The sequence below is a fragment of the Sphingobacterium gobiense genome, assembly GCF_002980575.1.
Classification (GTDB): domain Bacteria; phylum Bacteroidota; class Bacteroidia; order Sphingobacteriales; family Sphingobacteriaceae; genus Sphingobacterium; species Sphingobacterium gobiense.
Genome location: NZ_PVBS01000007.1, coordinates 1 through 11,859 on the forward strand (window position 1 = coordinate 1; position 11,859 = coordinate 11,859).

At 41.1% G+C, this 11,859-nt stretch carries 8 protein-coding genes and 1 pseudogene; 6 read left to right on the plus strand and 3 right to left on the minus strand.

Annotated features, from left to right (window positions below; translation table 11 throughout):
- A pseudogene (locus C5749_RS19150) lies at nt 1-200 on the plus strand (hypothetical protein); the annotation flags it as partial.
- 55 nt (nt 201-255) lie between these two features.
- Here C5749_RS19150 and C5749_RS19155 read toward each other — a convergent pair.
- On the minus strand, nt 256-1,380 hold the full coding sequence (locus C5749_RS19155; RefSeq protein ID WP_105727864.1) for a tetratricopeptide repeat protein: 1,125 nt from the start codon (nt 1,378-1,380) through the stop codon (nt 256-258).
- Nucleotides 1,381-1,651: 271 nt separating this feature from the next.
- Between C5749_RS19155 and C5749_RS19160 the strand changes: the two genes are divergently transcribed.
- Nucleotides 1,652-3,787 (plus strand): carboxy terminal-processing peptidase, encoded by a 2,136-nt coding sequence (locus tag C5749_RS19160; protein WP_105727865.1) that lies wholly within the window; start codon nt 1,652-1,654, stop codon nt 3,785-3,787.
- A gap of 48 nt (nt 3,788-3,835) precedes the next feature.
- On the opposite strand, the gene C5749_RS19165 is transcribed toward C5749_RS19160, so the two are convergent.
- The gene (locus C5749_RS19165; protein ID WP_105727836.1) at nt 3,836-4,432 is read right to left on the minus strand and encodes a ribonuclease HII; all 597 of its coding nucleotides are present in this window, start codon (nt 4,430-4,432) and stop codon (nt 3,836-3,838) included.
- 459 nt (nt 4,433-4,891) lie between these two features.
- Here C5749_RS19165 and C5749_RS19170 point away from each other — a divergent pair, with 459 nt between their 5' ends.
- The 4 genes from C5749_RS19170 to fabD all read left to right on the plus strand — a co-directional run bounded on the left by C5749_RS19170 (nt 4,892) and on the right by fabD (nt 10,670).
- Complete coding sequence (locus tag C5749_RS19170; protein ID WP_146113797.1) at nt 4,892-5,623, plus strand: hypothetical protein; 732 nt, start codon at nt 4,892-4,894, stop codon at nt 5,621-5,623.
- A 17-nt stretch (nt 5,624-5,640) separates the two neighbouring features.
- Nucleotides 5,641-8,430 (plus strand): outer membrane beta-barrel protein, encoded by a 2,790-nt coding sequence (locus C5749_RS19175; protein WP_105727838.1) that lies wholly within the window; start codon nt 5,641-5,643, stop codon nt 8,428-8,430.
- Between the two features lie 44 nt (nt 8,431-8,474).
- Nucleotides 8,475-9,701 (plus strand): M16 family metallopeptidase, encoded by a 1,227-nt coding sequence (locus C5749_RS19180; RefSeq protein ID WP_181151535.1) that lies wholly within the window; start codon nt 8,475-8,477, stop codon nt 9,699-9,701.
- 81 nt (nt 9,702-9,782) lie between these two features.
- On the plus strand, nt 9,783-10,670 hold the full coding sequence (gene fabD / locus C5749_RS19185) for an ACP S-malonyltransferase (protein ID WP_105727839.1): 888 nt from the start codon (nt 9,783-9,785) through the stop codon (nt 10,668-10,670).
- Between the two features lie 90 nt (nt 10,671-10,760).
- On the opposite strand, the gene C5749_RS19190 is transcribed toward fabD, so the two are convergent.
- A complete protein-coding gene (locus C5749_RS19190) occupies nt 10,761-11,744 on the minus strand; it encodes an aldo/keto reductase (protein ID WP_105727840.1) in 984 nt (327 codons plus the stop codon).
- Nucleotides 11,745-11,859 lie beyond the last annotated feature (115 nt).

Consider the following 11,859-nt stretch of genomic DNA (forward strand, 5'->3'; position numbering starts at 1 on the left):
AGTACTCCGGCAAGAAGATAAATACCATCGGCAAGAAGAACAGCGATTTTCAGGCTTCCGTGTTCAACAGCAACTCCCAGCCGCTTTATGTCATCGTGGACACCGACGGAAAGGTGCTGGTGCCCCCTACCGGAGCTGACTACAATGTAAACAGCTACGCAGCCTATCTACAGAGCGGAATCGATGCTTTTAACGAATAATTTCTAATTTTGTTTTGTTTAGTGAAAGGAGCAGTCGAGAGATTGCTCTCTTTCTTTAATAAAGTCTATTTCCAAAAATCTCCGACCGCAAATCTTGATAATCATGTAGGGCTGTTTCAGCGTTATTAAAGTCACGCTGTGTTATGTATATCTGTCCTAGTTTGTCAACAATAGCCAGTTGGAGCAGTTTGTTATCTTCCGATTTTGCGAGCTCGCCAGCTTGGAGAAACTCTTTTTTCGCAACATTGTAATTCTTTTGAACAAACTTAGACGATGCAAGCATATATTCAATTTCAGCAAGTTCTCTGCTGAAGTTTTTTTTATTCGCAAGGTCACGTGCCTGGATCAGAAACCATTGGGCCTCTGTATGTTTGTTTTGTAATTGATAAATCCGGGCCAACGTCTGCCAAGCAATAATTTTTTGTTCGTAAGCTTTCGCTCGGTTCAGCAAAGGGATAGCTTTACGAATGATGTTATTCTCGGCCGAACGGTAATCTTGATCATATGCTTGGATGAGCGCTATTTTCAGAAGGGAATTAGCTTGGTCAATAACACTTTTTTGTTGAACTGCGGTGTTATAATAAGCTTCTTGAAAGTAACCGGCTTGTTGAATGTTCTTATCGTATAAATAAATGTTGGCAAGATTATACTGAATAACGGCGATATCGGTTGCGTTTGGTGTTTTCTGCGCGTGCTGAAGAGCACTTTGCAACAAACCTAAAGTTTGGCTGATCGTTCCTTCTTTTAAAGATAGTAAAGCGTAAGTATGCAGCAAGCCATAGGCTGTGTTATAATTACCTTGCCCGACTTCTCGTTCCACGAGTTCATTCCATGCCGAAGCCGTATCAGGCATAGGCGACAACAGGTATCGCACATTCATTTCAGCTCGGGTGGTTTTAAATTCCGCAATCAACTGCTGAAGATCAAGTGCCCTGTCGATGCTGTCCTGAAAAGACAGCTTCTGCTTGTAGGAGTCCGTCAGCAGCTCTTCTCGGGTACGGGGGGCGGGAAGTACATATACCCTGGGGCCTATACCTTCAAAATCTGTGTTGTATTTATTAATATATCCCGCCGGATCCAATGGGCTGTCGATCTGTTGCATTTGGGCATAAGTTGTGCCAAGCCCTAGCGCAAACATACCTACAATAGTATAAAAATGACTCTTTTTATCGAGTTTCATATGTGTTCCTTTCTGTTTTACAAAGGTATAGCCTAATTTGCACATTCACAAATCAGTCTATTTTCTCTTTCTTTCCATTTCCAATTCTTAACATTTATTAAGTTATTTAAAAGTAAATTAATGTTTAACTTCGTAACTTCTTGTCGTTAATTTTGATTGTACTATTATTTTTGTACATTGTTTTCAGTATTTTTATGGCAATCAAAATTTTGTTATAAATTTTTGGTGCTGAAAAGGATTATCGCAAATGTATTTTAAAAAGATAGCTTATATGTTTAAAAATATTGTATTTGGTCTGGCTTTAATTTCATTTATAGCTTGTGGATCAAAACCCCGGGTGAGTTTGGATGAAGAGGCATTACAATTAAAACCGTCGGCTCAGCATGAAGTTATCGCTGCCGAGGTTGCTAATCTATTGGAAAACTATAGCTATAAGAAAGTTCCAATGACAGATTCATTATCACAAATTGTTTTCACAAATCTGTTGAAGTCGATGGATCAGGGACGCAATTATCTATTACAGTCTGATATCGATGATTTTCGGCAGTTTGAAAATACGATCAGTCAAGATTTTAGGAAGGGAGATCTATCCGCGCCATTCTACATTTTCAATGTATATTCGCAACGCTATTTGGAAGCCATGGAGTATGCATTAACCCAAGTAGATGCTCCTCATGATTTTGATGTAGAGGAAAAATATGTGGCTTACCGGGAAAAGCTCCCTTATTTTAAAGACGATACAGAGCTGAAAGATCAATGGCGTAAACGCGTAAAATATGATTTGTTGAATTTGCGATTGACCAGTACGGATAAAGATTCTGTAGACGTAGAAAAACACAAGGAAACGTTGCGAAAACGCTATAAAAATCTTGTTAGTCAGGCGAAGCAAACGAACTCAAATGATGCATTTCAGCTGATCATGTCAGCCTTGACAGATGCTGTTGACCCACATACTACGTATTATAATCCGTCGTTTGCGCAAGCGTTCAATGAGAGCATGTCCAACACGTTTGAAGGTATCGGTGCGCGCTTGATGATGGAAAATGAAATGGTTACCATTAAAGAAGTTATTGCTGGCGGACCGGCTTTTAAAGATAAAAGCTTGAATGTAGATGATAGAATTATTGGTGTAGCACAGGGAGACGGAGAGTTTGACGATATCATCGGCTGGCGTTTGGATGCAGCGGTAGCGAAAATTAAAGGGCCAAAGAATACTATTGTGCGATTGAAAGTTATTCCGGCAGGTCAGGAGCTCACCGCGCAGCCAAAGATTATAGCGCTTAAAAGAGATAAAATTGTTATTGAAGAAGAATCTGCTAAGAAAGAAATAAAACAGGTTAAGGGAGAAGACGGGAAAACCTATAAGGTAGGTCTGATCAAGCTACCAAAATTCTATATCGATTTTGAAGCTTATCGTCGCCGTGATCCAAATTATAAGAGTACAACGAAAGATGTTCGTTTAATTTTGGATAGTCTCCGTCAGGAAAATGTTGATGCTGTGGTTCTAGATCTAAGGAACAACGGCGGCGGATCCTTACAGGAAGCTATTGAATTGACAGGTTTGTTTATTGACAAAGGTCCGATTGTGCAAGTCCGTGATGTCCGTGATCGCGTAGAAGTGGATAATGATAACGATCCTGGCGTGGTTTGGGATGGTCCATTTGGCGTTTTGATTAACCGTTTTTCCGCCTCAGCATCAGAGATTTTTGCCGGTGCAATTCAGGACTACGGTCGAGGCATTGTATTAGGAACGCAGTCTTATGGAAAAGGAACGGTTCAATCCGCAATTGATATGTCGCGATTTATCAGTGCGACCAATAAATTGTTATTAAAAGCTAAAGGATTAGACAAAGATCCAGACACGCCTAACGGAGCCCCCGAATTCGGTCAAATTAACATTACGATGGGTAAATTTTACCGTGTAACAGGAAGTAGTACGCAACATAAAGGTGTAATACCGGATATTTCCTTCCCAACACAGTATTCGGCAGAGCGATTTGGAGAAAGTTCGGAACCTTCGGCTTTACCATGGGATCAGATTAAACCATCTAGTTTTGCGGCTGTTGCAGATTTAACCAATGTGAAAGATCAGTTGACAGCGATTCATGAATCCCGTATGGAGAAATCGCCAGAGTATGCGTATCTTTTGGAGGATATTGAGGAATTCCAGAAGCTAGATTCTATTCAAGAAATTAGCTTAAACCAAGAAAAGTTGAAGGAGGAACGGGAGAAGACCAGAGCTAAAAATAGAGCACGTATTAATAAAGGGCTGGAACTACGTGGACTTCCTTTGTGGAAAGAAGGCGAGCCGCAGCCTAAAACAGATTTTGATTTCATCCTAGATGAAAGTCTGAATGTGATGACGGATTATATACGACTTGGACAAACCAAGTTAGCAAAGAACTAGCCTAAGAAGAGACGCGAGAATTGCGTCTCTTCTCTTTTTTTGTATCTATCAAAACAACTTCAGTTGCGGATCCGTGACCCGAAAGGATTTTCTATGGTGCGGGCTAATACCATACTGTAAAATGGCGGTACGGTGCTTGATTGTTGGATAACCTTTATTAGACAACCAATCATAGTGTGGAAACTCATTTGCAAGGTTGTGCATATATTCATCCCGGTAGGTTTTAGCTAAAATAGATGCGGCGGCAATAGATAAATATTTTCCGTCGCCTTTTATAATACACTGATGGGGTATATTTTGATATGTCCTGAATCTATTACCGTCTACAATGATATGAGCCGCCTTTGTCTTGAGTTGATCCAATGCGCGGTGCATGGCCAAATAGGAAGCATTTAAAATGTTGATATGGTCAATTTCTGCTGCGGAAACACTGGCAACGGCGAAGTCTAACGCTTCTTTCTCGATAATGGGACGTAAAGCCATTCTTTTCTTTTCAGAAAGTTGTTTAGAGTCATTAAGCAATACGTTGCAATAATCCGGAGGAAAGATAACGGCAGCGGCAAATACTGGACCAGCTAAGCATCCTCTTCCCGCTTCGTCACATCCCGCTTCCATTACACCCTGCTGAAAAGTTGGTAATAACATCCTGCTAAAATACGAATATGATCGGACTGTATGTAACGCTAACAAAAAAACTCGCCACTTTAAAATTTTGATGCGTCCCACTGCTCCGCACTTCTCTTGCATCGAGAATAGTTTATATGTGGTATTCGGAGGTTAAAGGCGGGATAGTACAACTGCATGAACCCTCCTTAACTTTAATTGTCACATCCAAATGTTTTACAACTGTACAAACTTATTTCTGCACTATCTCATATGTAAAACATTTGGAGTGACGAGCTTTTTGGTTCTTTTTCGCGGAGAAAAAGAACACGAAAAATTGATTAAAGAAAACCTTCATTGTAGAGGATGTTAACATGCCGCCCCTGGGGCTCTATGTAACATCTGTGTGATATTCGATAAAAAAGCATTCTTGCTTTTTTACTTTGCCGTGATTAGCAAGTCTATAAGTAAATCATTTAATGAAGTTAATAACAACTAACGATGAAAGCACTTCTTCTTCTTAGCGTACTATTAATTATAGGAATGAGTCCGTCTTTTGCACAAAAGAAACAAACGATAACGGTTCCGTCATTATCAAATATAAAGATTGATGCTGATTTGGGAGAGTGGGATACATTATATAATGTGGCAGATGAAGGGTTTTGGTTTTATCAGCTAGCACAGGATGCCGCTAATCTCTATATTGCCATTCGTGTAGAGAACCCGATGATACAGCATTTGGCTGCCAGAAACGGGATTTTGCTGACCGTACAGTCTAATAAAAAAAATAGAGATGATATTCAGTTCCTGTTCCCTTATCCCGATAGTGAGGTGAAGCGTGCAATGATGAATGAAAGCCACGATTCAGACGCCGCGTATAAAACTGCGTTAATAGATCGATCGCGAGGATATTTTGTATATGGTTTCCCTACAGTGCCGAACGGATTGCTGTCCTTAAAAAATGGATATGGATTGGAAGCCATTGCTCGCATGGATGACGGGAAGTTGTATTATGAAGCAGTTATACCAAAACCATTGCTGGATTACACGACACCTGTCGCAACGCTCAAGCTAACCATTTATGATGGTTTTACACCATTAATTTCGTCTAAGAAAGTAAGTGCTAGTCGTTCTGGGGGAATGTACGGTCCTTATCGAGGGAGACCCGCACCTCGGTCTAGGTCTAAAGATCAACTAACATTAACCGTTCTTTTAGAGACATCATTAGATTAGTATACGATATAAAAAATATGAAAAGTTTTTCGATAATAATTTGTGTTCTGGCAGTTTGGTTATCCGCTTCCAATGTTGTTGCACAGACAGGTAAAACGGTACAGGGCATGTTACGGGACAATGAGTCCAGGGTGGTGGCCGGCGCTTCTGTTCAATTGGAGGGTGATAAAGATACCTTGGGAACAAGCACTTCGCCAGCGGGTATATTCACATTCAATAATGTAAAATCTGACAAGTTTACGATCAAAGTATCCAGTTTAGGCTTTGAACCCTTTGCCCGACAATTTAGCTTTTCGCCGGGGCAGGATAAAATGACAATCCCATCGTTTCAGCTACAAGGAATAGCGAATATGCTGGAGGAAGTGATCGTGGATGGTGTTATTACCGTGCAAGTAAAAGGAGATACCATAGAATATGCCACGAAAGATTTAAAATTAAGAGAAGGAGCACTAGCTGAGGATGCATTGAAGAGATTGCAAGGTGTCGAGGTCGATAAAGATGGAAACGTAACAGCCCAAGGCGAGCAGATTACACGTGTACGGGTAAATGGAAGAGATTATTTTGGCGGTGATGTAAAAACCGCAACACAGAACTTACCAGCAGACATTATCAATAAGATGCAGGTTATCGATGATTATGGGGATATGGCAAACTTGACCGGAAACAAGACCGGAGATGCGGAGAAAGTTCTAAATATTGAGATCGATCCGGATAAAAATAATGGCTATACTTCGATGTTACGGGTTGGTTATGGTACGGATGACCGTTATCAAGCTACGGCGAGTATCATGGCGATGCGAGATAAGATGCAGCTATCCGTACTCGGAAATTTGAATAATATTAATGCGCCGTTGTTTGATTTCAATACGCAGGGTGGTGGAGCTCGCCGTCGGCAAGGAGGCGGGGGAAGACGCGGAGGAGGCGGTATGTTCGGTGGCGGTAATGGGATTACCAACACGGGATCACTCGGTATAAACTATCGGCAGGATATCAGTGATAAACTGACCGTTTATGGAAGCTATAGCTTCGGGCACGATGATAACGATGCGCTATCATCCAGTTTGAATAAGTTTATTTACCCAGACTCTATTCTCGATAGAAATTCTACATCTAATACCAATACCATCGGTAATTCACATCGTTTTGACGCTAATTTTGAGTGGAAACCATCCGAACGGGATTTTATTAAAGTATCACCTCAAATCGGCTATGGTCGTACGACCACCGTTAGTGAAAATTTTAACGAAAACCTGTTGAACAGCGAATTATACAATACAGAATCCAACTATCTTGATGGTGTATCTAAATCGCCAAATATGGGCGTTAGTGCCTTGTATAATCGACGTCTTAACGATAAAGGAAGGAACATTTTCTTTAATATGAATATATCGTCTTCTGGAACAAAGCAAGATCAAGACAGAATTATCGAGACAATCGTCGGCGATCCGAATAACAGCGATATGACGGTGGACAGTTTGTATAGGCAGACGATAGCAGAGATGGATAACAAGAGTTGGAATGGTGGAGCCAGTGTTTCTTATTTAGAGCCCGTTAGCCAATTTGGCAAGATCGAGCTTTCTTACGATTATAATGTAAATACGTACGATAACAATCGTTCACAGGATGCTTTTAATGCGGATGGCAGTGTACTGGATGATTCCCGTTATATATTTGACCGGATGTATGATTACTCCTTCAGTACACATCGGTTTGGAGCCAATTATAATTACGATAATGATAAAGTTAGATATGCTGTAGGGTTATCCGCCCAGCCAACTATTTTAAATGGAGATGCGCTGGTGGATGGAAATGCGATCGATATCCATAGAAATGGCTTTAATCTCATCCCTATTGCACGGTTTGAATATAAATTCAGTAGGCAGAAGAATCTTCAAGTCAACTATTCGGGCCGAGCCAATGAACCATCGGTTACACAGATACAGCCTTTTACAGACAATTCAAACCCGACCAATATTGTTACAGGAAATCCGGATTTGGATGCTGAATTTCAGCATAATGTCCGGTTTCGCTTTAATAGTAGTGATTTCCAGACGGGAAAGACTTTCTTCATGATATTGAATGGTACCTTTACGCAAGATAAGATTGTTTCCAATAATTTACGATACTCCGATTCTGAATTGGGCGTAGTTCAAGAAACCAATTATTTGAACGAGGACGGCGCTTTCAATCTACGGGGGTTCTATCATTACGGACGATCATTCAAAAACAAAGTATACAGCTTGAATTTTATGGGAAGAGCTTCCTATAACAATAACCCGTCGTATACAGAGGGAGACTTAAATAAAGCACAAAACTGGAATCTGATGCAAGGGTTGATGTTCCGTTATTTACCTTCCGAAAACTTGGAAATTAATCCTGGAGTACAGTATAGCTGGGATCACACTTTTAATACGCTGAATGAGCGTTCGGTGGTCATGCGTTCATGGGCGCCGAATTTAGTAGGGTCTGTAAATATTACACCGACGATTATATTTGGAACCGATGTTTCGAAAACTTTTTATCAAGGAAATGCCTATGATGATAATCCTTTTATCATTAATGCTTATGTAGAAAAGCGATTCCTAAAAGGGCAGAGAGGAACTTTACGTGTGCAGGCTTTTGATCTATTAAATGAACAAACCAATATCTCGAGAACAGTGTCCGATATCCAGATTTCCGACACGCGGACAAATAGATTAGGCCGCTATTTTATGCTATTGTTTACTTATAGACTCGCTAAATTTGCGGGAGGAATCGCACCGCAAGAAGAAAGAGGCCCAGGAGGAATGAGACGTCCACGGATGTAAATGTCCTTTTTTATTTCTATTTTTGCGGCTTGACTTTGATAGATATGGAATATGAAATTATCCGCTTGGACAACGGTATCCGTGCGGTATTTCACCGTCAGATTTCTCCTATTACCCATACCTGTTTGGTTGTAAATGCCGGTTCTAGAGATGAACAGACGGGCAAATACGGGATGGCACACTTTATCGAACACTTACTGTTCAAACAAACAGAGCGCCGCTCCACGCCACAGATTCTTAATCATTTAGAAGCTGTAGGGGGAGATTTGAATGCTTATACCACCAAGGAATATACATGTGTTCATGCCTCTATTCTACAACCACACCTACACAAGGCGCTGGATCTATTTGAGGATATCATCTTCCATTCCACATTTCCTGCAGATGAAATAGAAAAAGAAAAAGGTGTTATCGTAGATGAAATGGCATCCTATCGGGATAACCCCGAAGAGTCGATTATGGATGATTATGAGGATTTGATTTTTCAACATTCGGGTCTAGGACATAATATCCTTGGATGGGAAGAGGATTTGCTGAATTTTACGAAAGAGGACGCTCAAAGGTTTATGGCGCAAAATTACCATACCGATGATATTGTTATCGGGATATCGGGGAATTATGCGTTAAAAACGGTTGAAAAGATGTTAAGACGTTACTTTGAACCAGTAAAGGAGAATAAGCCCGCACGCGCTCCTCGAGAGTCGTTTGTGAATGTATCGCAGCATATTGAGATAGAGAAGCCCATCAATCAGGTGCATTTCATGTTGGGAGCGCCAGCATACAGTATTCATGACGATCGTAAAACTGGTTTACTGTTACTCAATAATATGTTAGGTGGTTTCGGTATGACGTCTATCCTGAATCTCGCTGTCCGGGAAAAGTATGGAATTGCGTATACCATTGAATCAAATTATACACTTTTTATCGATACAGGACTGTTCACGATTTATCTTGGGACGGATGAAGAAAAAATCAAGCGTGCAAAAAAGCTGGTTTTTCGGGAACTGGATAAACTAAAAGCAAAAGGTGTCTCCGAAAACCAACTTAAAAAGGCAAAAAATAAATTTAAGGGACAAATTGCGCTGGCGGAGGAGAACCGGATGAGCATGATCATAGCGGAAGCAAAAAATGTGATGGACTACGATCGGATCATATCACTAAATGAAGTTTTTGAAAAGATAGACATGGTGTCTACTAGTGATTTGTTAGCCATTGCACAGGATATTTTTGACGAAAAAAAATTGACCTCCTTGACGTTTGTTCCCGAATAGATTAAGTAAAAAGACAACAGAATTTTTTAATTTTGATGAGGAAAGTACTCATCAGCCAGTAAAAATTAAACAAATAAATACATGAAAATAGCATACCTTTTTCCAGGTCAAGGTGCTCAGTTCGTAGGAATGGGGCAGGACTTATACAATTTAAATGACGAAACAAAATCTCTTTTTGAAGAAGCGAATGATATTCTCGGTTTCCGTATCACCGATATGATGTTTTCCGGAACAGATGAAGATTTGAAACAGACCAATGTGACACAACCAGCTATTTTTCTTCACTCGGTTATATTGGCAAAAGCTTTGGGTGACCGATTTCAGCCGGCAATGGTGGCGGGTCATTCGTTAGGTGAATTTTCCGCATTGGTAGCAGCAGGAGCATTATCGTTCGAAGATGGGTTAAGATTGGTGGCAAAACGTGCTAATGCGATGCAGAAGGCGTGTGAAGCGCAACCATCAACAATGGCCGCTATTTTGGGGTTAGACGATGAAATAGTAGAGAAAGTATGTGCGCAAGTAGAAGATATTGTTGTTGCAGCAAACTATAATTGCCCAGGACAATTAGTTATCTCAGGGACAATAGAAGGTGTAGATAAAGCTTGTGTTTTGTTGACTGAGGCGGGAGCCAAACGGGCATTAAAGTTGAATGTTGGAGGAGCATTTCATTCGCCGTTGATGGAGCCTGCTAAAGTAGAATTGCAGACTGCAATCGAAGAAACCGAAATAAAAGTACCTATTTGTCCTATTGTACAAAATGTGGATGCAAAAGCTTATACTGATCCTGGACAAATTAAAACCAATCTAATAGCACAATTAACGGGAGCTGTCCGTTGGACTCAAACGGTACAACAGATGCTGGCAGACGGTGCAGAAGCATTCGTTGAAGTTGGCCCGGGAAATGTGTTACAAGGGCTGGTTAAAAAAGTAGATCGCTCAGCGCAGACGTCGTCGGCGACAGTCAGCTAATAGGAATGCTCGTAACAATAGCATAAAAAAGCCACTTCTTGTGGCTTTTCGTCTGAAATAAGGTCTGGCTCGGAACCAACGTATTGTGTGTTAATATTTTCCCCGGATTTCCGGACGAATCCGCTCGGAATAGAGTCTTTTAAGCTTTTGGAGGGTATGGTCATCTAGATCCGGTTGTTGTGCGGCTGCGATGTTGGATTGTACCTGCTCCACTTTGCTTGCTCCGGGTATGACGGTTGTGATTGCCGGATGTTGCAATATCCACTGGAGACTTTGTTGTGCCAAGTTTCCTTCGGGAAGGATGCTCCTGATTTCCTCCAATAATTCGATGCCTTTTTCAAAGGCAATCCCGCTGAAGGTTTCACCTACGTTGAAAGCATCGCCATTGGCATTATAATGACGGTGATCCTTATCATCAAAGGTTGTCGACCGGTTGAATTTTCCACTAAGGAGGCCGCTCGCCAAGGGTACCCGGGCGATAAGTGCTGTATCTTGCGCGCTGGCTTTGTCAAAAAAATCATCCGCTAGATGCTGGCGGAACAAATTGAATATAATCTGTAGCGCAGCGACGTCCCGATGCTCGAGACAAATAAGCGCTTCTTCATCCGTTTCGACACTGACGCCGAAATGCTGGATAAGACCTTCTTCCTGTATACGGCGGAGGTGGTCAAAAACCTCTCCTTTACGAAGAACTTCCGTCGGAATACAATGCAGTTGCTCCAGATACAGTTGGTCTAGTCCAAGATGGGTCAACGAATCCTCTACATGTCTTCGTATCGCGTCATAAGTAAAGTTTTGCGGCCACCCGTTTGGCGCATCGTCCCGCCTACCCAATTTCGTTGCGACATAAACCTTCTTGTCGATCTGTTGGAGGAATTTTCCAATGAGACGTTCGCTGGTTCCCATGCCATACACATCGGCTGTATCGATAAAATTTCCACCTGCTTCTACATAAGTGTTCAGGATGTCCAATGCATTGACTTCGTCTATTTGTCCCCAATCGGCGCTCCCCAACTGCCAAGTTCCCAACCCTATTGCTGCAATCTGGTCACCTTTAAAAATTCTATAATTCATTTCTTTTCTATATTCAATACCAATTCTATTTTCCTGAGATGTTGTTCAAAGCTATTGTAGAATAATGCAACGCCGTTTAAACATATTCGAATATACGTGGTTTTTAAAAATTCTT

Bases quoted from the DNA above. Each gene is read 5' to 3' on its own strand.
- C5749_RS19155 (WP_105727864.1), bottom strand. From the start codon at position 1,380: ATGAAACTCGATAAAAAGAGTCATTTTTATACTATTGTAGGTATGTTT.
- C5749_RS19160 (WP_105727865.1), top strand. From the start codon at position 1,652: ATGTTTAAAAATATTGTATTTGGTCTGGCTTTAATTTCATTTATAGCT.
- C5749_RS19165 (WP_105727836.1), bottom strand. From the start codon at position 4,432: ATGTTATTACCAACTTTTCAGCAGGGTGTAATGGAAGCGGGATGTGAC.
- C5749_RS19170 (WP_146113797.1), top strand. From the start codon at position 4,892: ATGAAAGCACTTCTTCTTCTTAGCGTACTATTAATTATAGGAATGAGT.
- C5749_RS19175 (WP_105727838.1), top strand. From the start codon at position 5,641: ATGAAAAGTTTTTCGATAATAATTTGTGTTCTGGCAGTTTGGTTATCC.
- C5749_RS19180 (WP_181151535.1), top strand. From the start codon at position 8,475: ATGGAATATGAAATTATCCGCTTGGACAACGGTATCCGTGCGGTATTT.
- fabD (WP_105727839.1), top strand. From the start codon at position 9,783: ATGAAAATAGCATACCTTTTTCCAGGTCAAGGTGCTCAGTTCGTAGGA.
- C5749_RS19190 (WP_105727840.1), bottom strand. From the start codon at position 11,744: ATGAATTATAGAATTTTTAAAGGTGACCAGATTGCAGCAATAGGGTTG.